Source organism: Streptomyces hygroscopicus subsp. hygroscopicus (genome assembly GCF_001553455.1).
Lineage (GTDB): Bacteria > Actinomycetota > Actinomycetes > Streptomycetales > Streptomycetaceae > Streptomyces > Streptomyces hygroscopicus.
The window spans coordinates 1-21,730 of sequence record NZ_BBOX01000288.1 but is presented as its reverse complement, the minus strand read 5'-3'; the positions used below and the strand labels follow the sequence as shown (position 1 = coordinate 21,730).

The following is a 21,730-nucleotide window of genomic DNA, read 5'->3' as shown; positions in this document are numbered from 1 at the left end:
CACTTCCCCGCAGTCCGGCGCTGACCCCCCACAGCAACGAGGAGACCGCGTGCGCAAGACCTTCAGCATGCCCATATCCAGCGCCGGCAAGCGTCGTTCGGCGATCGCGGCCGGTACCGCGGTCGCCGCGGCGGCCCTGCTCGCCTCCGGACTGACCGCCGGCACCGCGGGTGCCGCGCCGGCCGGCGGCGCGAGCGCCACGTCCGGGGCCCAGGCCGCGGTGCTCACCGCCTCGGCCCGCGCCGAACTGCTGCGCGAGGCCAACGCGACCACGGCGGACACCGCCACGTCGCTCGGCCTCGGCGCCAAGGAGAAGCTGGTCGTCAAGGACGTCATCAAGGACGCCGACGGCACCACCCACACCCGCTACGACCGCACCTACGCCGGACTGCCCGTCCTCGGCGGCGACCTGATCGTCCACCGGGCCAAGGGCGGCGACGTCCGGAGCGTCACCAAGGCCACCAAGGCCACCGTCAAGGTCGCCTCCACCACGGCCGGGATCGCCCCGAGCGCCGCGGCGAAGGCCGCCGTCAAGCTGGCCAAGGCCGATGACACCACCCAGGCGGCGGCCGACCAGGCCCCGCGCAAGGTGATCTGGGCGGCCACCGGCAAGCCGGTGCTCGCCTACGAGACCGTCGTCGGCGGCGTCCAGAAGGACGGCACCCCGAACCAACTGCACGTCATCACCGACGCCGCCACCGGCGAGAAGCTCTACGAGTACCAGGCCATCAAGAACGGCAAGGGCGAGAGCGAGTACAGCGGCTCGGTGGAGCTGGGCACCAGCAAGGAAGGCGACGGTTACACCCTGACCGACGCCGACCGCGGCGGCCACCGGACCACCAACCTGGAGAACAAGGAGGACGGCGAGGGCGCGGCGTTCACCGACGACGACGACAACTGGGGCACCGGCAAGCCCGACGACCCGCAGACCGCCGCCGTCGACGCCCACTACGGCGCGGCCGTCACCTGGGACTACTACAAGAAGGTGCACGGCCGCGACGGCATCGCCGGCGACGGCAAGGGCGCGTACTCCCGCGTGCACTACGGCGACAGCTACGTCAACGCCTTCTGGGACGACAGCTGCTTCTGCATGACCTACGGCGACGGCGAGGGCAACAAGGCGCCGCTGACCGCGCTCGACGTGGCGGCGCACGAGATGAGCCACGGCGTCACCTCCGCGACCGCCGGTCTGGAGTACAGCGGTGAGTCGGGCGGTCTCAACGAGGCCACCTCCGACATCTTCGGCACCGCCGTGGAGTTCAACGCCGACAACGCCACCGACGTCGGTGACTACCTCATCGGCGAGAAGATCGACATCAACGGCGACGGCACCCCGCTGCGCTACATGGACAAGCCCAGCAAGGACGGCCAGTCCGCGGACGAGTGGTCCGACAGCGTGGGCGACCTCGATGTGCACTACTCCTCCGGTGTCGCCAACCACTTCTTCTACCTGCTGTCCGAGGGCAGCGGCGCGAAGGAGATCAACGGCGTGAAGTACGACAGCCCCACCTCCGACGGCTCCACCGTCGAGGGCATCGGGCGGGACAAGGCCGAGAAGATCTGGTACAAGGCCCTGACCACGTACTTCACCTCCAACACCGACTACCACGCGGCCCGTGAGGGCACGCTGAAGGCCGCCGAGGACCTCTACGGCGCCGACAGCGCCGAGTACAAGGGCGTGGACGCCGCCTGGGCCGGGGTCAACGTCAAGTAATTTCAGCGCAGTTATCCGCGCGACACTCCGCCGGTGCTCGGGACCTCAGGTCCCGGGCACCGGTATGTTTTATCCACAGCAAAGCCACATCTTTGCCGTGTTGGGCGGAAGGTTCGCCCAAGTCCCCATCACAACTGGAGATACGCGTGGATTCACGTTCGACGTCGGCCATATCCGGTATATCCCGCCTCAGACGTTCGCGTACCGCCCTCGCCGCCGGAGCGGCGACCCTGGCCGCCTCCCTGCTCGCCGCCGGCACCACCGCCGGCGCCGCGCACGCGGCCACCCCCTCGGCCACCCCCTCGGCCTCCCGGACCGACGCCTCCCTCGTCTCGCTGTCCCCCTCGGCCCGCGCCGAACTGCTGCGCGAGGCCGGGGCGACCACCGTCTCCACCGCGCGGTCGCTGGGGCTCGGGGCCAAGGAGAAGCTGGTCGTCAAGGACGTCGTCAAGGACGCCGACGGCACCGTCCACACCCGCTACGAGCGCACCTACGCCGGACTGCCCGTGCTCGGCGGCGACCTGATCGTCCATGAGTCCGCCTCCGGCGCCCCGCAGGGTGTCGACAAGGCGACCGACGCCGACATCGCGGTCCCGGACACCGACGCCGCCATCGCCCCCTCCGGCGCGAAGCGCTCCGCCCTGAGCGCCGCGCGGGCCGCGGGCGACCAGCGGACCGCCGCCCAGGACGCGCCGCGCAAGGTGATCTGGGCCGCCACCGGCAAGCCGGTGCTCGCCTACGAGACCGTCGTCCGCGGGGTCCAGAAGGACGGCACCCCCAGCAAGCTGCACGTCGTCACCGACGCCGACACCGGCAAGAAGCTGTACGAGTACCAGGCCGTCGAGAACGGCACCGGCACCGGGCAGCACAACGGCAAGGTCACCGTGGGCAGCGTCAAGAGCGGCAGCCAGTGGCTGCTGAAGGACACCGCACGCGGCGGCCACCAGACGTACAACCTCAAGCACTCGTGGGACGACACCAAGAAGGGCTCGGCGTTCTACGACGCCGACAACGTCTGGGGCAACGGCAAGCCCACCATCGCGCAGACCGCCGCCGTGGACGCCCACTACGGCGCCGCCAAGACCTGGGACTACTACAAGAAGGTCCTGGGCCGCAACGGCATCAAGGGCAACGGCAAGGCCGCGTACTCCCGGGTCCACTTCGGCGACGCGTACGAGAACGCGTTCTGGGACGACGACTGCTTCTGCATGACCTACGGCGACGGCGCGGGCAACAAGAAGCCCCTCACCTCGCTCGACGTCGCGGGCCACGAGATGAGCCACGGGCTCACCTCCGCCACCGCCAACCTGGAGTACAGCGGCGAGTCCGGCGGGCTCAACGAGGCCACCTCCGACATCTTCGGCACCGCCGTGGAGTTCTACGCCAAGAACGCCAAGGACCCCGGTGACTACCTCATGGGCGAGAAGATCGACATCAACGGCGACGGCACCCCGCTGCGCTACATGGACAAGCCCAGCAAGGACGGTCTGTCCTACGACTACTGGAAGAGCGGTGTGGGCAACGACGACCCGCACTTCACCTCCGGTATCGCCAACCACTTCTTCTACCTGCTGGCCGAGGGCAGCGGCCGCAAGGTCATCGGCGGGGTGACCTACGACAGCCCGACCAAGGACGGCCGGACCGTCAAGGGCATCGGCCGCGCCAAGGCCGAGAAGATCTGGTACAAGGCCCTGACCACGTACATGACCTCGACCACCAACTACGCCAAGGCCCGTACCGCGACCCTCAAGGCCGCGAAGGCCCTGTACGGCGCGGGCAGCGCCGAGTACAAGGCGGTCGACAACGCCTGGGGCGGCGTCAACGTGAAGTAACCCCCTCCGGCCGGGCGGACGGCTCCCCGCCCGCCCGGCCGGCCTCGCCCCATGCGGTCAACGGCCCCACAAAGAGGTGTGCCCGTGAAGACGTTCTTCATGATCTCGTTCGCCGTGGCCGCGTTGGCGGAGGTGGCCGTCGTCGCGATGCTGGTCCTTCAGGCGGTGCGCCAGAAGCCCCCTATGGCTTCTGACCGGCCCGTCGTGCGGGTGAACGACGCAGTGGCCGCCGCGTCCCTCTTCGGCGGCGCCATGGTGATCAGCGGCGTCATCACTCATGGATGGGGGAACTTCGACGGCACAGACCTCTTGCTTTTCGCGGCAACCTTCGGAGTCGTGACGGCTGCGTTGATGGAACGCGTCCGCACGAAGACGACCGTCGCCAATGCCGCGTACGTCATTCCCGTCGGCTTCGGGGTGATCGCCGGACTTGTCGGCACCGGTCTGTAACCGGCCAGTTCGAGGCCCGCCCCGGTCAGCGGCGCCGCAGCGCCGGGTCGAGCAGCGCGGGCGGAGTGTCGAACTTCTCGTGTGCGGCGAGGTCGGTACCGGGGGCGACGATCGCGTCGATCGCGTCGCCTCGACGTGCTCGATGGGGACGCCCGGCCAGGCGGCACGGAGCCGGGCCGTCCGGGTGGCCGGTCCGGCGGCCGCCGAGGAATCCAGCGCACGGTGGGAGCGAGCGGCCGGGGCACAGAGCCGGTCGATGTATTCGCGCACCATGCGGCCCGCGGGCACCTTGGGCCGAGGGTGGTCAGGTGCGCCGGACCACCCTTGACCCAGCGGCCGGGAAGGCCCTCCGGGCCGCTGCGCCATGCAGAGTCAGTCGGGCAACGGCAGGCGGAGGATGGGATCGAAGGGACGCTTCTGGAAACCGGTTCGTAGATTGCGACAGTTCGGCGCCTTGCACATGAAGACGTCCTCGACGCTCTTCCGGTGCGTGCGGTTCTTCACCCAAGCCTTCTCGTCGGCAGTGAGACGACGGTGCATCTCGTCAGTTCCACAGGTGTAGCAGTACATCTTCTGGTCTCGCACGACACCTCCCGAAAGGGCGGACAGCCAACTCACGAGCGTACGAGGCCGGTTGAGTCACGGAAAGCACACAACCGGACAACCCGGACGATGGTCCGGAGTCAGGCGGGAGCACCAGCCGGACAGGGAATCTCCGGGCGCAGACGGTGCGGATCGCAGGCGATCAGGCACACGGACAGGAATCTCTGCCCGGTGAGATACCAGCCGCCGATCACGTCCTCACCACGCGCCACCCGTTCGGGTACGCGACGGATCGCGTCGGCGAGCCGGGTGGTGTCCCGGTCGCGCTCCGACGCGAATGCCGCCGAATGGGCCCGCACGTGCCGACCGAACCATGTGGCCGCCTGCTCCGCGTCGCCCCAAGTCCCCTGGATGAAGGCGGACGGCTTGAGCAGCCAGTGAGCGCATTCCAGGGGGACGACCTTGCTGGATCTGAACTCCGGGTGTACGGGTCGGCGCGGGCCGTCCTTGAGTAAGGCGTGCGCGGACCCGAGCCAGGTGTAGCCGTGATGGTGCATGGACTCGCTCTCTCAGTGAGGGCGGCCCCCACCCGGGGTGAGGGCCGCCCTTCTCCAGCACATACCTACTGCCGACCGCAGCCATCACCGTCGCCACATCCGCCCTGCTGTCCGCCTTCTGTCGGCCCGTCGTCCTCGGGGTCTTGTCGGACAACTGCCTTGAACTCGCATAAGCGCATCGAGATGATTCCCTTCGGTGCTGTCGACGCGGGACTCTCCTCGCGCCGTCGTGCACATGCACCCGTTCCGCGCTGGGCTCGACCTGCCAGGGCTCCGGTCCAGCCGGAACGGGGTCTCAAGAGACGGCTCACCGAGTGGTGGCCTTCTTGGTGTGCTCCTCGAGAGCGGCGCACACGAGAATTTCCGCAAGCCGATTCGCACTGTCGAGCGGAATACGTCCCAGGGCGACCATCGGATGCCCCGAGACCGTCACCTCGCCTCGCAGAACCGGCCAGAACAGGGCCACGTCCTTTTCGCCGTGCCGCATGGCCGCGTTCGGGGCGAAACCGAGACGGCCCAGTGCCTGCCGGAGCAGTTCGGCGACGGCTCTCGCCTCGGCTCCGGCCGCGCAGTGACGCTCGGAACGCATGCCGTCGATGACCTCATCGGTAATTCTCATGGCTGCCAACTTCTCCGTGCGAGTGGGTGACGGAGACGCTACGAAGCGCACTCATGGCTGCTCAACGCGATTGCTCGAAGTTGCTCGACGAGCCCGGACGGGTCACTGTCGTGGCCAGATGGGCTGCTACCGGAAGCCGTACCCGGTTCATGGACCCGCCCGCCCTCTCGTGTTGAGCGACATACCTGACGACTGCTGACTTCCGCGCTCCCGAGGAGCCAAGACCGACACGCATGGGTGAATGGCAGTCGCAATCCCGCGCAATCAGCTAACACGCCGACGTTATCCGCGACATTCTGATGACCTGATCGACTTCCGACAGGATGGGGAACGCCATGGCGTTGAGGTTCCTCGGTACAACGTCCGAGCATGGCAACTGTCCAACGCTGTACGAGATCGAAGAAACCGGCGATCTTGTCGTCCAGGGGGATCTGCTCACCGACTCCAAGCACCTTGCCCAGCTACGGGACATCAAGGAGTCGGAGGCATTCGTCGTCGTCCCGCGCGAGTTACTGACGCGTTACGCACCCAAGGAGTAGAAAACGTGCCCGACCTCATTCCCTTCGAAGACGTCTCGCACTTCTTCGATGAATTCGAGCACACTGCATGGCGGCTTGAGACACAGCGGGGCTACGCCTCCGACCTCGCTAGCCCCAACTGGCCGCGCTTCCAGCGTGGGGAGACCTTCGGGTACAACCCGGACAGCCCCTGGCACGCCAACGTCCGCGAACAGACGATGCGAGGCAAGCGCTACGAGCGGGTGCGGCTGGTGGATCAGCCTCCCACCGAGGGGCAGCGGTTCCTGCTCGCATCCGGGCTCGGCAACGTCGAGGCCGGAGAGGACATCCGGAATCTCTTCCGGTCGGACGCGGCACGTATCGGTCTGCCGGACTATGACTTCTGGCTGTTCGATTCCCGCTCCGTCGTCAAGTTCGTCATCGACAGTGAGGGAACGACGATCGGCGTGCACGTCCTGGAGGACGCGGAATCAGTGGTCCGCGCCTGTCAGGTCCGTGATGCCGCATGGCACCACGCCGTACCGACCAGGGAGTTTCAGCTACAGGTACCGTCCTCCGTGTGAGCACTGACTTTCAGGCCGGCCGTATCGCCCTCGGTGCGCGGCTACGAGAGCTGCGCACCGAGGCCGGTCTCAACGGTAAAGAACTAGCATCCCGACTCGGCTGGCAAGGCTCGAAGGTCTCAAGGCTGGAGAACGGCAAACAGACCGCCACCGCCAGAGACCTTGACGCATGGGCCGGTGCGGTTGGCGCTCGATCCGAGGCCGAGGACATGAAGGCACGTCTGCGCGGACTTGAATCACAGCAGCGATCGTGGCGGCGCCAGCTCGCTTCCGGCCATCGCGGCGTACAGGAGAAATACGTCGTTGAGTACCGCCGGACTTCGACCCTCCAGGGCTATGAGGCCACGGTCGTCCCGGGCTTGTTGCAGATTCCGGAGTACGCCCGGTGCCTGCTGCTGCAGAACGCCGAACTGATGCGGACGCCGCGGGACACCGAAGAGGCGGTACGGGCGCGGGTCAAGCGGCAGGAGGTTCTCTACGAACCGGACAAGCACTTCGACATCCTCATCTGGGAAGGCGTACTGCACGCCCTGGTCTGCCCCCACGACGTGATGGCGGCACAGCTTGACCGGCTCGTCGGCACCATCGGGATGAGCCGCGTCTCATTCGGCGTCATCCCCCTCGGCGCACCTCTCAAGCTCACGCCCAAGCACGGTTTCTGGATCTTCGATGACGAGCGTGTGATCGTCGAGACGATCAACACTGAGCTGCATCTTGAGGCGGCGGACGATGTCGCCCTGTACAAGCTCGTCTGGGAGCGGCTCAGTGAGACCGCCGCTTACGGAGCCCAAGCACACCGTCTCATCGCACGCGCAAGGGCCTGTCTCAGTCGCTCGTAGATCACCGGCTGGGCTTGGTCGTGTGGTCGAACTGGCCCGCCTTGACAGCGCGTTTGAAGATTCTCAGACGCGTCCACATGGTCGTGAGTACGACCTCGGGCTGCTGGCTCTCGCGATCGGCCCGGGACAAGCGGTTGGTCCTCGCTTCGCCCGGGCGGGCGGAGGCGTGGTTCTCCCGCGACGCGGTCACCGCACAGCTTGTGTGGATGGCTGGACAGCGGCCGGGACCTGGGGAGGTTACCCAACCACCGCACCTGAAGAGGCGTTTCCAGGCGCGGTGATCGCCGGAGGCGCGGGGTGACCGCCAGGGGCTCAGCGCATCAGGACTCCGGCCGCTTCGCATGTGGTCCGCGACGGCACGGCGATCAGGCCCGCTTCGGCGGGGTGCGCCAGGAGCCGGTGGACGGGCAGGACACGGACCGTGTAACCGAAGGGCCCGGTGCGGTCGAGGGCGAGGGTGCCCTCGTAGCGGAGGCGGCCCTCGGCATCGGGGCCCGAGGCGGGCGCGAGCGGGACATGAGTGGCGTCGGTGATGCGATCGGCGTCGTCGACGCGGCCCGCCACCACCTGGACCGCCACGTTCGCGGGGTCCAGTCCGCCCAGGCGCACCCACACCCGCAGAGAGAGGACCGAGCCGAGTTCGGCCGCGCCGCCCGGGGACGGCGGGGTCGGCTGGGCCTCGACGTGATCGACGGCGACGGCCGGCCAGGCGGCACGGAGCCGGGCCTTCCAGGTGGCCAGTCCGGCGGCCGCCGAGGGATCCAGCGCACGGTGGGAGCGGGCGGCCGGAACGTAGAGCCGGTCGACGTATTCGCGCACCATGCGGTCCGCGAGCACCCTGGGGCCGAGGGTGGTGAGGGTGCGCCGGACCATGCCGATCCAGCGGCCGGGGAGGCCCTCCGGGCCGCGGTCGTAGAAGCACGGGGCGACCCGCCGCTCCAGCAGGTCGTAGAGGGCCGCGGCCTCCAGGTCGTCCCGGCGGGTCTCGTCGACGGCCTCGCCGTCGGCGGTGGGGATGGCCCAGCCGAAGTCCGGGTCGTACCACTCGTCCCACCAGCCGTCCAGGACGGAGAGGTTGAGCCCGCCGTTGAGGGCCGCCTTCATGCCGCTGGTGCCGCACGCCTCCAGCGGGCGCAGCGGGTTGTTGAGCCAGACGTCGCAGCCGGGGTAGAGCCGCTGGGCCATCCCCATGCCGTAGTCGGGCAGGAAGACCAGGCGGTGGCGGACCCGCGGGTCGTCGGCGAACCGCACCAGCTCCTGGACCAGCCGCTTGCCGCCCTCGTCGGCCGGGTGGGCCTTGCCCGCGACGACGATCTGGACCGGCCGCTCGGGGTGGAGCAGCAGCCTCGTCAGCCGGTCCCGGTCGCGCAGCATCAGGGTGAGCCGCTTGTAGGAGGGGACGCGGCGGGCGAAGCCGATGGTGAGGACGTCGGGGTCGAGCACCCCGTCGATCCAGCCCAGTTCGGCGGTGCCCGCGCCGCGCTGCCGCCAGGAGTCGTACAGCCGCCGCCGGACCTCGGCGACCAGCCGCTTGCGCAGGGTGCGGCGCAGCTCCCAGAGCTCACCGTCGGGGAGGTGGCCGAACTGGCGGGCGCCGAGCCGGGCGGCCTCGGGCGCCGTCCAGGTGGGGGCGTGCACTCCGTTGGTGACGGAGGTGATGGGCACCTCCTCGGGGTCGAACCCGGGCCACAGCCCGGCGAACATCTCCCGGCTGACGCGGCCGTGCAGGGTGGAGACCCCGTTGGCGCGCTGGGCCAGGCGCAGCCCCATCACGGCCATGTTGAACAGGCCCGGCTCACCGCCGGGGTAGGTCTCCATGCCGAGGGCGAGGATCCGTTCGGCCTCGATCCCGGGCAGCTCGGCGTCGTCGCCGAAGTGGCGGGCGACCAGTTCGCGGTCGAAACGGTCGATACCGGCGGGGACGGGGGTGTGGGTGGTGAAGACGGTTCCGGCCCGCACCGCCTCGTGGGCGGCGTCGAAGTCGGCGCCGTCGGCGACCAGTTCCCGGATGCGCTCCAGGCCCTGGAATCCGGCGTGGCCCTCGTTGGTGTGGAACACCTCGGGTTCGGGATGGCCGGTGAGCCGGCAGTACGCGCGCACGGCGCGGACCCCGCCGATGCCCAGCAGCATTTCCTGGCGCAGCCGGTGCTCGCTGCCGCCGCCGTACAGCCGGTCGGTGACATCGCGTTCGCCGGGGCCGTTCTCCTCCAGGTCCGAGTCGAGGAGCAGCAGCGGCACCCGGCCGACCTGGGCCTGCCAGACGCGCGCCGACAGCGGACGGCCGCCGGGCAGGGTGAGCGTGACCCGCACGGGCCGTCCGTCCGCCTCGTACAGGTGCGTGAGCGGCAGCTCGTTGGGGTCCAGGAGCGGATAGTGCTCCTGCTGCCAGCCCTCGCGGGAGAGCGACTGCCGGAAGTAGCCGTGGCGGTAGAGCAGTCCGACGCCCAGCAGGGGCACGCCGAGGTCGCTGGCGGCCTTGAGGTGGTCACCGGCGAGGATGCCCAGGCCGCCGGAGTACTGGGGCAGGGCGGCGGTGATCCCGAACTCCGGCGAGAAGTAGGCGATCGCGGCGGGCAGCCCGGAGTGCGCGGACGTGCCTGGGGGTGCGGATGCGTCTGGGGGTACGGATGCGTCTGAGGGTGCGGACGCGCCGGGCGGTACGGACCCGTCTGGCGGTACGGATGCGCCTGGGGGTGCGGATGCGGCGGGCGGTACGGATGCGCCTGGGGGTGCGGACCCGCCGGACGACACGGGCCCGCCAGGCGGCACGGGCCCGCCGGGCGGCACCGACGCGGGTGAGGCCGCCGACCCGCCGGACGGCACCGTCCCGCCGACCGGCACCGTCCCGCCGGAGGCTGCGGACCCGCCAGGCGGCACGGGCCCGCCGGGCGGCACACTCCCGCCAGGCAGCGCGGACACGGATGAGGCCGCCGACCCGCCGGACGGCACAGTCCCCCCAGGCAGCACAGTCCCCCCAGGCGGCGCGGACGCGTCGAAGACCGCGGACCGCCCGTACGGCACCACGGACTCCGCTGACGGTACGGCCCCTCCCGCCCGCGGCCCGGGGTCGTCCCCCGTGGCGGCCCGCCCCTGGTACCAGCGGGGGCCGGTCAGATAGTCGTCCAGATCGTCCGCCGCCGCGGTGAGACGGCGCAGGAAGGAGCGGTCCTCGGCGAGGTCCGCCAGCCGGGAGGCGGGCACCGTGCCCAGCATCCGCACCGGGTCGCCGCCCGACTCCCGCCATCCCCCGGGGTCCACGGACTCCAGCAGTTCGCGGGTCTCGGGATGCCAGGACCAGCGCAGATTGCGCGCCAGCCGGTGAAGCGGTCGCAGGGGATCCGGTAGCACCGGGCGCACGCTGAATCGACGAATGGCCTTCACGCTTCGACGGTAGCGGCCGGGGACTCCCCGTTTCGGCTGTTTCGCCCCGCTCCCCGGAAGTCGGCCCCGGGGCGGCAACCTTTCCGGCCAACGGGACCACTACGGGGCACACCTTCCCCCCATGCCTTGGAGGACCTCGTGCGCTCTCGGGACAGTTCGCACATCCCGCCCCCCGTTCGTCCCCCCGGACCGCCGCTCCGGAAGGGGCCGGGCCGCGGCCGGATGGCGGTCGCCGCCGCGCAGATGGCGGCCGTCGTCTGCGTGGCGGCGGCGCTGAGCGTCGCCACCCCGGCGAGCGCCTCCGGAACCGCCCGCCCCGAAGCCACCGGGACCGGGACCGGGCAGTCCGCAGCCGCCCGAACCGAAGCCACCCGGACCAGAGCCGGGCAATCCGAAGCCACCCGAACCGAAGCCACCCGGACCAGAGCCGGGCAATCCGAAGCCACCCGAACCAAAGCCACCGGGACCAGAGCCGGGCAATCCGGAGCCCGACAGTCCGGGGCCGCCGGGCCGAAGGCGGTGGCCGCGGCCCAGCTGGAGAAGCTGGACCGGGGGCTGGTGAGCGTGCACACCGGCAACGACAACCTGGTCAGCTGGCGCTGGCTGGCCACCGATCCGGACGATGTGACGTTCAACCTCTACCGGGGCTCGGTCAAGGTCAACTCCTCCCCCATCACCACCGCCAACTACCTCCACAAGGACGCCCCGAACAGCGCCGACTACACCGTGCGGGCTGTTCGGGGCGGAGTGGAGCAGCCCGCCTCGCCGAGCGCGATCCAGTTCCGTCCGGGCTACTACGACGTGCCGGTCTCGCCCCCGGCGGGCGGCTCGGACTACACCTACGAGGCCAATGACGCCTCGGTGGGCGACCTCGACGGCGACGGCGATCTGGACCTCGTCCTCAAGTGGCAGCCGACCAACGCCAAGGACAACTCCCAGTCGGGGGTCACCGGCAACACCATCGTCGACGGGTACACCCTCCAGGGGCAGCGGCTGTGGCGGATCGACCTGGGCCGCAACATCCGCTCCGGCGCCCACTACACCCAGTTCCAGGTGTACGACTATGACGGCGACGGCCAGGCCGAGGTCGCGATGAAGACCGCGGACGGCACCGTCGACGGCACCGGGAAGACCCTCGGCAGCGCGTCCGCCGACTACCGCAACTCCAGCGGCTACGTCCTGGCCGGGCCCGAGTACCTGACGATGTTCAACGGGCGCACGGGCGCGGCGGTGAGCACGGTGGACTACGTCCCGCCGCGCGGCACCGTCTCCTCCTGGGGCGACTCCTACGGCAACCGCGTGGACCGCTTCCTGGCCGGGACGGCGTACCTCAACGGCTCCACGCCCTCGCTGATCGAGGCGCGCGGCTACTACACCCGCACCGTGATCTCCGCCTGGCGGTTCAGCGGGGGGCAGCTCACCCGTCAGTGGACGTTCGACACCAACAGCTCCACCAACGCCGGCAAGGGCTACGACGGGCAGGGCAACCACTCCCTGGCGGTCGGCGATGTGGACGGCGACGGCAGGGACGAGATCGTCTACGGCTCGATGGCGGTGGACGACAACGGCGCGGGTCTGTGGACCAACAGGAACGGCCACGGCGACGCGGCCCACCTCGGCGACCTCGACCCGTCCCGGGCCGGCCTGGAGTACTTCAAGGTCGACGAGGACTCCGCCAAGCCGGGCTCGTACTTCGCCGACGCCCGCACCGGCCAGGTGCTGTGGTCGACCGCGTCGGGCGGCGACAACGGGCGCGGCGTGGCCGGCGACATCTGGGCGGGCAGCGACGGCGCCGAGATGTGGTCCGCGCGGGACGACCGGATCCGCGACGAGGGCGGCGGCGCCAAGGGCCGCAAGCCGTCCTCGGTCAACTTCCTGGCCTGGTGGGACGGCGACCCGGTGCGCGAGCTGCTGGACGGCACGCATATCGACAAGTACGGCCCCTCCGGGGACACCCGGCTGCTCACCGGCTCCGGGGTGCATTCCAACAACGGCACCAAGGCCACCCCGTCGCTGTCCGGCGACATCCTCGGCGACTGGCGTGAGGAGGTGATCTGGCCGACCAGCGACAACACGGCGCTGCGGATCTACTCCACGCCGTACCAGACCGACCGGAAGATCACCACGCTGCTGCACGACCGGCAGTACCGCGAGGCGCTGGCCTGGCAGAACACCGCCTACAACCAGCCTCCGCACCCCAGTTTCTTCCTCGGCGACACGATGCCGGCCCCGCCGCGGCCGGCCGTCACCACTCCCTGAACCTCTGATGGCACCTCAGCGGAACACACGCACACAAGGAGATCCGACATGGCTGAACAACGCACCAGCATGGCTGGACAACGCATCAGGCGCCGGGCGGTAGCCGCCGCCCTCGGCGCCGTCGCCCTCACCGCGGGCGCGATCACCACCGGTCTGACCCTGCCCACGGCCTCCGCCGCCACCTGGCCCACGCCCAGCGGCACGCCGCAGGCGGTCACCAAGAGCATTTCGGTCAGCGGGACCCTCGACGGCGGGATGAAGCGGTACTACGGCTCGGGCGACCTGGGCTCCGGCGGCCAGGACGAGGGCCAGGACCCGCTGTTCGACCTGAAGGACGGCGCCACCCTGAAGAACGTCATCCTCGGCGCCCCGGCGGCCGACGGCGTTCACTGTGCCGGCAGCTGCACCCTCCAGAACGTCTGGTGGGAGGACGTCGGCGAGGACGCCGCGACCTTCCGCGGCACCGGGAAGACGTACAACGTCATCGGCGGTGGCGCCCGCAAGGCGTCGGACAAGGTCTTCCAGTTCAACGGAGGCGGCACGCTTAACATCTCGGGCTTCGCCGTCCAGGACTTCGGCAAGCTCGTCCGCTCCTGCGGCAACTGCTCGAGCCAGTACAAGCGCACCATCAATGTGAGCAACACCGAGGTCACCGCCCCGGGCAAGGCCATCGGCGGGATCAACACCAACTACGGCGACTCGCTGACCCTGCGGTCCATCACCATCATCGGGGACAGCGGCAAGAAGATCGTCCCGTGCCAGAAGTACATCGGGAACAACACCGGCAAGGAGCCGACGGAGAACGGCAGCGGCCCCGACGGCACCTACTGCAAGTACAGCGCGTCCGACATCACCTACAAGTGATCGCCGGACAGCCGCGCGCCGTGCCCGGTCCCCGTGGGGACGGGCACGGCGCGTGCCCGTCCCCACGGGGCGGAACCGTCACGTTTCACGCCCCCCGATGCGCCCTTGTCGCGATCTTCCGTCTCACGTGAGGCTGGCGCCGTCGAATCGGGGAGGCGATCGTTCCATGGCATGCGCAGCTGCGGGCCGCCGGCGCAGGGTGGGGGCGCCGGCCGCCGTCGTCGCGGGGATCCTGGTGGTCATGTCGCCCGCCCAGACCGTTCCCGCGCAGCGGACCGGGGCCAACGGCGCGTCGGCGGACCGCGGCTACATCGTCGTCCTGAAGCGGGGCGCGGGAGCGCCCGAGGCGGCGTCCGGGGCGGGCCGGGCGCTGGTCGAGCGGTACGGGGCGAGGGTGCGCCGGGTCTTCCGCACCGCACTGGGCGGCTACGCGGTACGGGCCGGCGCGGACCAGGCCGCGCGGCTGGCCGCCGATCCGCGCATCGCCTCGGTGACCCGGGACGAGCGGGTGTCGCTGCGCTGGACCCGGCTGCGGCTGCCGGCCCCGCCCCCGGTCCGGACGCGTCCGCCATGGGGTCTGGACCGGATCGACCAGCCGGACCGGCCACTGGACCGGGTGTACGCCCCGCCGCCGCGCGGCGGGCGCGGGGTCACGATCTACGTCATCGACTCCGGAGTGCGCGCCTCCCACGAGGACTTCGGCGGCCGGGCCCGCTCCGGCTGGGACTTCGTGGACGACGATCCGGTGGCCGAGGACGGCAACGGCCACGGCACCCATGTGGCCGCCACGGCGGCGGGCACCCGCTACGGGGTGGCCAAGAAGGCCGCGGTCGTGGCCGTGCGGGTGCTGGACGACCGGGGCGAGGGCACCGTCGCCCAGGTGCTGGCCGGGATCGACTGGGTGCTGCGGCACGCCCGGCGGCCCGCGGTGGTCAATCTGAGCCTGGGGGCGGCTGCGGCCACCCCGCTGCCCGCATGGGACGCGGCGGTACGGGCCGGGACCGCCGCCGGGCTGGTCTTCACCGTGGCGGCGGGCAACCAGGACCGGCCCGCCGCCGACTTCTCGCCCGGCCGGGTGCGGCAGGCGCTCACGGTCGGCGCGACCGACCGCGCCGACCGGCGCTCGGGCTTCTCCAACTGGGGCCCGGGGATCGACCTGTTCGCGCCGGGGGAACGGATCGTCTCGGCGTCGCACACGAGCGATACGGCCACCAGTGCGCGGTCGGGCACCTCGATGGCGGCCCCGCATGTCGCGGGGGCCGCCGCGCTCTACCTCGCCGCGCACCGATCCGCCACTCCGGCCCAGGTCGGTGCGGCGCTGACGGCCGGGGCGAGCGGGGGGCGGATACGCGGCGCGGGCGCGGGCTCGCCCAACCGTCTGCTGCGGGTGGCCAACTGACGTACACCGGGAACAGGCCGACTGGACGGCCCCGCCTACGGACGGGGCCGTTTCCCTTACCCCGCGTTACGAACCGGTAGTTAACGGGAACCCGGATTGTCCGCCCGTTCCGCGGGGGAAGGCTTTCCAGGCGCGCCCCCCATGGCCGACCCCATCCGCCCACCAGAGTGAACGCGGACAGGAGCTGTCATGCCCGCAACCCATCGCCCGGCGGCAGAACCGATACAAAGGACACAAGCCGCCCCAGCGCATCAACCCGCAACGCCGTCAGGTGATCCTATGATCGGTCGCATTCCCATTCTGGATATCCGCCCGCTGATCGACTGCGGCCGGCGCCCCGCCAAGGCGGTGGTGGACGAGACCTTCGAGGTCAGTGCCACCGTGTTCCGCGAGGGCCATGACGCGGTCAACGCCAATGTGGTCCTCCGCGATCCGTCCGGACGCTCGGGGCCCTGGACCCCGATGCGCGAACTCGCCCCCGGCACCGACCGCTGGGGCGCCGAGGTCACCCCCGGCGCGCCGGGCCGCTGGTCGTACACGGTCGAGGCGTGGAGCGACCCGATCGCCACCTGGCGCCACCACGCCCGGATCAAGGTCCCGGCCGGGATCGACACCGATCTCGTCCTGGAGGAGGGGGCGCGGCTGCACGAGCGGGCCGCGGCCGGTGTGCCCAAGAACGAGGGCCGGGAGGCGGTGCTGACGGCCGTCGACGCGCTGCGCGACGAGCGCCGCCCGGTGGCCGACCGGCTCGCCGCCGCCCTCGCCCCCGAGGTGACCGGGGCCCTCGACCGCCATCCGCTGCGGGAGTTGGTCACCGCCTCACGCCCGATGCCGCTCCAGGTGGACCGGGAGCGTGCGCTGTTCGGCTCCTGGTACGAGTTCTTCCCGCGCTCGGAGGGCGCCAGGGTGACCGAGGGGCGGCGGCCGGTCAGCGGCACCCTGCGCACCGCCGCCGAACGGCTGCCCGCCATCGCCGCCGCGGGCTTCGACGTCGTCTACCTGCCGCCGATCCACCCCATCGGCACCTCCTTCCGCAAGGGCCCCAACAACACGCTCTCCGCGGGCCCCTTCGACGTGGGCTCGCCCTGGGCCATCGGCTCGGCCGACGGCGGCCATGACGCGATCCACCCCGACCTCGGCACGATCGAGGACTTCGACCACTTCGTGGCCCGCGCCCGTGAGCTGCGGATGGAAGTGGCGCTGGACTTCGCGCTCCAGTGCTCCCCGGACCACCCCTGGGTCGCCCAGCACCCCGAGTGGTTCCACCAGCGCGCCGACGGCACCATCGGGTACGCCGAGAACCCGCCCAAGAAGTACCAGGACATCTATCCGATCGTCTTCGACCGGGACTTCCGCGGCCTGGTCCGGGAGACCGAGCGGGTGCTGCGCTTCTGGATGGCGCACGGGGTGCGGATCTTCCGGGTGGACAATCCGCACACCAAACCGGTGGTCTTCTGGGAGAAGGTGCTCGGCGACATCCACCGCACCGACCCCGATGTCCTCTTCCTCGCCGAGGCGTTCACCCGCCCGGCGATGCTGAACACGCTCGGCACCATCGGCTTCCACCAGTCGTACACCTACTTCACCTGGCGGAACACCAAACAGGAGCTGACCGACTACCTCACCGAGCTGTCCGGGGACGCGGCGGCCTGGATGCGGCCCAACTTCTTCGTCAACACCCCCGACATCCTGCACGCCTACCTCCAGGACGGCGGCCGCCCCGCCTTCGCGGTGCGGGCCGTGCTCGCCGCCACCCTCTCCCCCGCCTGGGGCGTCTACGCGGGCTACGAACTGTGCGAGAACGTCCCGGTGCGCCCGGGCAGCGAGGAGTACCTGGACTCGGAGAAGTACCAGCTGCGGCCGCGCGACTGGGCGGCGGCCGAGCGCGCGGGAGGGACCCTCACCCCGCTGCTCACCCGGCTCAACCGGGTGCGCCGCCGCCATCCCGCCCTGCGGCGGCTGCGCAACCTCAGATTCCACCACGCTGACAACGACTCCGTCATCGTCTACTCCAAGCGGGCGGGCGACTCGTGCGTGCTCACCGTGGTCAACCTCGACCCCCACCACACCCAGGAGGCGACGGTCTCGTTGAACATGCCGGAACTCGGCCTTCAGTGGCACGAGTCCGTCCCGGTGCGCGACGAGCTCACCGGCGAGACCTACCACTGGGGCAGGGACAACTACGTGCGCCTGGAGCCGGAGCGCCGGATGGCTCCGGCGCACGTGCTGTCCCTGCGACCGTCCTCACCGATCGGAGGGTCACCCACAACATGATCGTCAACGAGCCCGTACCGGACACGTTCGAGGACACGCCCGCGAAGGACCGCGACCCCGACTGGTTCAAGCGCGCCGTCTTCTACGAGGTCCTGGTCCGCTCCTTCCAGGACAGCAACGGCGACGGCGTCGGCGACCTCAAGGGCCTGACGGCCAAGCTGGACTATCTGCAGTGGCTGGGCGTGGACTGCCTGTGGCTGCCGCCGTTCTTCGCCTCACCGCTGCGCGACGGCGGCTACGACGTCTCGGACTACACCGCCGTGCTGCCGGAGTTCGGGGACCTGGCCGACTTCGTGGAGTTCGTCGACGCCGCGCACCAGCGCGGCATGCGCGTGATCATCGATTTTGTCATGAACCACACCAGTGATCAGCATCCGTGGTTCCAGGAGTCCCGCAGCGACCCGGAGGGACCGTACGGCGACTACTACGTGTGGGCCGACGACGACAAGCAGTACCAGGACGCGCGGATCATCTTCGTCGACACCGAGACCTCCAACTGGACCTTTGATCCGGTACGCAAGCAGTACTACTGGCACCGCTTCTTCTCGCACCAGCCGGACCTCAACTTCGAGAACCCGGCCGTCCAGGAGGAGGTACTGGCCGCCCTGCGCTTCTGGCTGGACCTCGGCATCGACGGATTCCGGCTCGACGCCGTCCCATATCTGTACGCCGAGGAGGGCACCAACTGCGAGAACCTCCCGCGCACCCATCAGCTGCTCAAGCGCGTCCGGGCCGAGATCGACGCCCACTACCCGGACACCGTGCTGCTGGCCGAGGCCAATCAGTGGCCGGAGGACGTCGTCGACTACTTCGGCGACTTCGCGGCGGGCGGCGACGAGTGCCACATGGCCTTCCACTTCCCGGTGATGCCGCGCATCTTCATGGCGGTGCGGCGCGAGTCCCGCTATCCGGTCTCGGAGATCCTGGCCAAGACCCCGGCCATTCCCTCCGGCTGCCAGTGGGGCATCTTCCTGCGCAACCACGACGAGCTGACGCTCGAGATGGTCACCGACGAAGAGCGCGACTACATGTACGCGGAGTACGCCAAGGACCCCAGAATGCGCGCCAACCTCGGCATCCGACGACGGCTGGCGCCCCTGCTGGACAACGACCGCAACCAGATCGAGCTGTTCACCGCGCTGCTGCTGTCCCTGCCCGGTTCGCCGATCCTCTACTACGGCGACGAGATCGGCATGGGCGACAACATCTGGCTCGGCGACCGCGACGCCGTGCGCACGCCCATGCAGTGGACCCCGGACCGCAACGCGGGCTTCTCCTCCTGCGATCCGGGGCGGCTGTTCCTGCCGACCATCATGGACCCGGTCTACGGCTATCAGGTCACCAATGTCGAGGCGGCCATGAGCAGCCCGGCCTCGCTGCTGCACTGGACCCGCCGGATGATCGAGATCCGTAAGCAGAACCCCGCCTTCGGGCTCGGCTCCTTCACCGAGCTGCCGTCCTCCAACCCGGCCGTGCTCGCCTTCCTCCGCGAGGCGCCGGCCACCCGGGACGGCGAGGACGACCTGGTGCTGTGCGTGAACAACTTCTCGCGCTTCGCCCAGCCCACCGAGCTGGACCTGCAGGCGTTCGCGGGCCGCCATCCGGTCGAGCTGATCGGCGGGGTCCGCTTCCCGGCCATCGGCGAGCTGCCGTATCTGCTGACCCTGGCCGGCCACGGCTTCTACTGGTTCCGGCTGCGGCGCGCCGAGACCGTGGGGCACTGGGCCGACTGAACCGGCGGGCACCGGCCCGCCGGGTTCCGGCCAGGGTGCGGCCCCGCCCCCCGTCCGTACGCGTCCATCTCGGGCGCGTACGGGCGTTTTCGACCACCCGTCACGGGAACTCTGTACTCACATCCGCCCACGGCGGATCGGATCGCGTACTCCCAGCTCGCCGTACGGACGATCCTCGCCCGACACGTCCCGCACCGTCGCACAGTCAATGCCGCAATCCGGGACACTTTGCCCTGATCAGTCGTGTGCCCGGGGAAAGGACGCGACGCCATGCCGGAAGCTCCGTTCTCCCGGGGGGCACAGCACCCGCCGACCGCCGCACCGTTCGCCACGGCCGCGGGCCCGTCCGGGCTGCTCACCTCGCTCGCGCCACTGCTCGCCGAGTGGCTGCCCAGGCAGCGCTGGTTCGCCGGCAAGGGCCGGCCCGTCACCGGTTTCGCGCTGGTCTGCGTCACCGAGCTGCTGCCGTGGCGGGCGGACGGCGGTACGCCCGGACTGCTCCACCTGCTGGTCCGCGCCCAGCAGCCGGAGCCGCCCGGCCACCGGCACGGCTCCGGCTGCGGCCACCGGCGCGGAGCGGCGGCCAGCGACTGCTACCAGCTCCTGCTCGGGGCACGCCCCACCCTCCCGCCACCGCTGGCCCCCGCCCTCATCGGCCGGCCCCGCGGCGGGCCGCTGGACGGGCAGACGGTGTACGAGGCGCTGTTCGACCCCCGGCTCACCACGCTGCTGCTGGAACGGCTGCGGATGCCCGGCCGGCTCGGCCCGCTGCGCTTCGTACGGGAGCCGTCCAGCACCATCCCGCCGGTGCTGCCGCCCCGGCTGATGACCGCCGAACAGTCCAACTCCTCGGTGGTCTACGGCGATACGTTTATTCTCAAGCTCTTCCGCCGGGTCAGCCCCGGCACCAACCCCGACCTCGAACTGCCCCGCGCGCTCGCCCGCACCGGCTGCACCCGGGTGCCCGCGCCCGCCGCCTGGTTCGAGGCCGAACCGCCCGCCGAGGGCGCCGGACCGCGGCCGGAACCCTTCACCCTGGGAGTGCTCCAGCCCTTCCTGGCCGGTTCCCGGGACGGCTGGCAGCTCGCGCTGGACACCCTGGCCGCCCGGGGCGACTTCACCGGTGCCGCCCGCGCGCTGGGGCGCGCCACCGCCGAGGTCCATCTGGCGATGGCCCGCGGGCTGCCCACCTCCGTACTGCGCCGCCCGCAGATCGAACACCTCGCCGCCGCCATGAGCGAGCGGCTGGACTCGGCCGCCGCCGCGGTGCCCGCCCTCCAGCCGTACCGCACCGCGCTGCACGGGGCGTACGAGGACCTGGCCGCGCTGGGGCGGGCGGGCCGCACCTGGTCCGCCCAGCGCATCCACGGCGATCTGCACCTGGGGCAGGCGCTGCTGACCGGGGGCGAGGGCGGAGGCGGAGGCGGGCGGTGGTCGCTGATCGACTTCGAGGGCGAGCCGTCCCGTCCGCTGGCCGAGCGGCGCCGGCCGCAGCCGCCGGTCCGCGACATCGCGGGCATGCTGCGGTCCTTCGACTACGCGGCGGCCGTGGGATGCCATGAGCACCCGCAGGAGTGGGCGGGCCGCACCCGGGCCGCGTACTGCGCGGGCTACGCGGACGCCTCCGGCACCGATCCGCGCGACGAACCGGAGCTGCTGCGCGCCCATGAGACCGACAAGGCCGTGTACGAGGTGCTCTACGAGGCGCGGCACCGCCCCGACTGGCTGTCCGTCCCCATGACCGCGATCCGCCGCCTCGCCGGTCTCCGTACCTGACCCGCGGGGCCCCGACCCGGGCCAGGTCCCAGCCCCGCGCCGGGTCCCGGCTCCCCCGGACCGCCGCCCGCACGGTCCCCGACCGTTCCCCGACCGCTTCCCGTCCGTTCCTCGACCGTTTTCCGACCGTTCCCCACCTCCGACCGACCCCGACACCCCCGGGAGGACCACCCCGTGACCGCACGACCGCCGTCCGGCCAGCACCCGTCCGACGAGGGGCCCGGCCGCCCGCCCGCCGACACCGGGGATCCCACCACCCCAGCGGCCGGGCGGCCAGGCCCCGGGGACGCCCCGGTGAGGGCCCCGCACGCGGATCCCGCGTCCGCCGAGCCGGCGGGCATCAAGCCCGCGCCCGGCCCGGGGCCCCGCGCCCCCGCCGGGCAGCAGACGCCCGCCGGCACCGGCCGCG

General features: G+C 70.9%; 16 protein-coding genes and 1 pseudogene. 13 read left to right on the top strand and 4 right to left on the bottom strand.

Features of this window, described 5'->3' with window-relative positions; genetic code table 11:
- The first annotated feature begins 67 nt into the window (after positions 1 to 67).
- The 3 genes from AXW62_RS27120 (at position 68) to AXW62_RS27110 (ending at position 3,996) form a co-directional block, all read left to right on the top strand.
- The gene (locus tag AXW62_RS27120; RefSeq protein WP_030823711.1) at positions 68 to 1,714 is read left to right on the top strand and encodes a M4 family metallopeptidase; all 1,647 of its coding nucleotides are present in this window, start codon (positions 68 to 70) and stop codon (positions 1,712 to 1,714) included.
- A 146-nt stretch (positions 1,715 to 1,860) separates the two neighbouring features.
- Positions 1,861 to 3,546 carry a M4 family metallopeptidase gene (locus AXW62_RS27115; RefSeq protein ID WP_060946826.1) on the top strand — a complete coding sequence of 562 codons (1,686 nt, stop codon included), beginning with the start codon at positions 1,861 to 1,863 and terminating at the stop codon, positions 3,544 to 3,546.
- Positions 3,547 to 3,630: 84 nt separating this feature from the next.
- Positions 3,631 to 3,996 (top strand): hypothetical protein, encoded by a 366-nt coding sequence (locus AXW62_RS27110; RefSeq protein WP_060946825.1) that lies wholly within the window; start codon positions 3,631 to 3,633, stop codon positions 3,994 to 3,996.
- A gap of 372 nt (positions 3,997 to 4,368) precedes the next feature.
- Here the strand turns inward: AXW62_RS27110 and AXW62_RS27105 are convergent, their stop codons facing one another.
- The 3 genes from AXW62_RS27105 to AXW62_RS27095 form a co-directional block, all read right to left on the bottom strand.
- Positions 4,369 to 4,581: a hypothetical protein gene (locus AXW62_RS27105; protein WP_060946824.1), complete on the bottom strand. Its 213-nt coding sequence runs from the start codon at positions 4,579 to 4,581 to the stop codon at positions 4,369 to 4,371.
- A 98-nt stretch (positions 4,582 to 4,679) separates the two neighbouring features.
- Positions 4,680 to 5,096, bottom strand: a complete 417-nt coding sequence (locus AXW62_RS27100; RefSeq protein WP_060946823.1) for a hypothetical protein — start codon at positions 5,094 to 5,096, stop codon at positions 4,680 to 4,682.
- A 307-nt stretch (positions 5,097 to 5,403) separates the two neighbouring features.
- Positions 5,404 to 5,715: a hypothetical protein gene (locus AXW62_RS27095; RefSeq protein ID WP_060946822.1), complete on the bottom strand. Its 312-nt coding sequence runs from the start codon at positions 5,713 to 5,715 to the stop codon at positions 5,404 to 5,406.
- 335 nt (positions 5,716 to 6,050) lie between these two features.
- Here AXW62_RS27095 and AXW62_RS27090 point away from each other — a divergent pair, with 335 nt between their 5' ends.
- The 3 genes from AXW62_RS27090 to AXW62_RS27080 are packed head-to-tail and all read left to right on the top strand — an operon-like array spanning position 6,051 to position 7,635.
- Positions 6,051 to 6,254 (top strand): hypothetical protein, encoded by a 204-nt coding sequence (locus tag AXW62_RS27090; RefSeq protein ID WP_030823733.1) that lies wholly within the window; start codon positions 6,051 to 6,053, stop codon positions 6,252 to 6,254.
- A 5-nt stretch (positions 6,255 to 6,259) separates the two neighbouring features.
- Positions 6,260 to 6,796, top strand: a complete 537-nt coding sequence (locus AXW62_RS27085) for a DUF6879 family protein (RefSeq protein WP_060946821.1) — start codon at positions 6,260 to 6,262, stop codon at positions 6,794 to 6,796.
- On the top strand, positions 6,793 to 7,635 hold the full coding sequence (locus tag AXW62_RS27080; RefSeq protein ID WP_060946820.1) for a helix-turn-helix domain-containing protein: 843 nt from the start codon (positions 6,793 to 6,795) through the stop codon (positions 7,633 to 7,635). Before AXW62_RS27085 ends, AXW62_RS27080 begins: the two co-directional genes overlap by 4 nt.
- Positions 7,636 to 7,947: 312 nt before the next feature.
- Here the strand turns inward: AXW62_RS27080 and glgP are convergent, their stop codons facing one another.
- Entirely contained in the window at positions 7,948 to 11,016 is a 3,069-nt protein-coding gene (gene glgP, locus AXW62_RS27075) for an alpha-glucan family phosphorylase (protein ID WP_252368748.1), read from the bottom strand.
- Between the two features lie 519 nt (positions 11,017 to 11,535).
- Here glgP and AXW62_RS27070 point away from each other — a divergent pair.
- From AXW62_RS27070 to AXW62_RS45205, 7 genes and pseudogenes are all read left to right on the top strand, one after another.
- Positions 11,536 to 13,275, top strand: a complete 1,740-nt coding sequence (locus tag AXW62_RS27070; RefSeq protein ID WP_214516877.1) for a rhamnogalacturonan lyase — start codon at positions 11,536 to 11,538, stop codon at positions 13,273 to 13,275.
- Positions 13,276 to 13,323: 48 nt separating this feature from the next.
- Positions 13,324 to 14,139: a pectate lyase gene (locus AXW62_RS27065; RefSeq protein ID WP_060946819.1), complete on the top strand. Its 816-nt coding sequence runs from the start codon at positions 13,324 to 13,326 to the stop codon at positions 14,137 to 14,139.
- A 166-nt stretch (positions 14,140 to 14,305) separates the two neighbouring features.
- Positions 14,306 to 15,538 carry a S8 family peptidase gene (locus AXW62_RS27060; protein ID WP_060946818.1) on the top strand — a complete coding sequence of 411 codons (1,233 nt, stop codon included), beginning with the start codon at positions 14,306 to 14,308 and terminating at the stop codon, positions 15,536 to 15,538.
- Between the two features lie 279 nt (positions 15,539 to 15,817).
- Complete coding sequence (locus AXW62_RS27055; RefSeq protein WP_060946817.1) at positions 15,818 to 17,812, top strand: alpha-1,4-glucan--maltose-1-phosphate maltosyltransferase; 1,995 nt, start codon at positions 15,818 to 15,820, stop codon at positions 17,810 to 17,812.
- Positions 17,809 to 19,545 (top strand): maltose alpha-D-glucosyltransferase, encoded by a 1,737-nt coding sequence (treS, locus tag AXW62_RS27050; RefSeq protein ID WP_060946816.1) that lies wholly within the window; start codon positions 17,809 to 17,811, stop codon positions 19,543 to 19,545. Before AXW62_RS27055 ends, treS begins: the two co-directional genes overlap by 4 nt.
- Before the next feature lie 270 nt (positions 19,546 to 19,815).
- The gene (locus AXW62_RS27045) at positions 19,816 to 21,321 is read left to right on the top strand and encodes a maltokinase N-terminal cap-like domain-containing protein (RefSeq protein WP_060946815.1); all 1,506 of its coding nucleotides are present in this window, start codon (positions 19,816 to 19,818) and stop codon (positions 21,319 to 21,321) included.
- Between the two features lie 174 nt (positions 21,322 to 21,495).
- Positions 21,496 to 21,730, top strand: a pseudogene (locus tag AXW62_RS45205) (hypothetical protein); the annotation flags it as partial.

Coding starts and splice junctions, on each gene's coding strand:
- AXW62_RS27120 (WP_030823711.1), top strand. CDS start 68: ATGCCCATATCCAGCGCCGGCAAGCGTCGTTCGGCGATCGCGGCCGGT.
- AXW62_RS27100 (WP_060946823.1), bottom strand. CDS start 5,096: ATGCACCATCACGGCTACACCTGGCTCGGGTCCGCGCACGCCTTACTC.
- AXW62_RS27095 (WP_060946822.1), bottom strand. CDS start 5,715: ATGAGAATTACCGATGAGGTCATCGACGGCATGCGTTCCGAGCGTCAC.
- AXW62_RS27090 (WP_030823733.1), top strand. CDS start 6,051: ATGGCGTTGAGGTTCCTCGGTACAACGTCCGAGCATGGCAACTGTCCA.
- AXW62_RS27065 (WP_060946819.1), top strand. CDS start 13,324: ATGGCTGAACAACGCACCAGCATGGCTGGACAACGCATCAGGCGCCGG.
- AXW62_RS27060 (WP_060946818.1), top strand. CDS start 14,306: ATGGCATGCGCAGCTGCGGGCCGCCGGCGCAGGGTGGGGGCGCCGGCC.
- AXW62_RS27055 (WP_060946817.1), top strand. CDS start 15,818: ATGATCGGTCGCATTCCCATTCTGGATATCCGCCCGCTGATCGACTGC.
- treS (WP_060946816.1), top strand. CDS start 17,809: ATGATCGTCAACGAGCCCGTACCGGACACGTTCGAGGACACGCCCGCG.
- AXW62_RS27045 (WP_060946815.1), top strand. CDS start 19,816: ATGCCGGAAGCTCCGTTCTCCCGGGGGGCACAGCACCCGCCGACCGCC.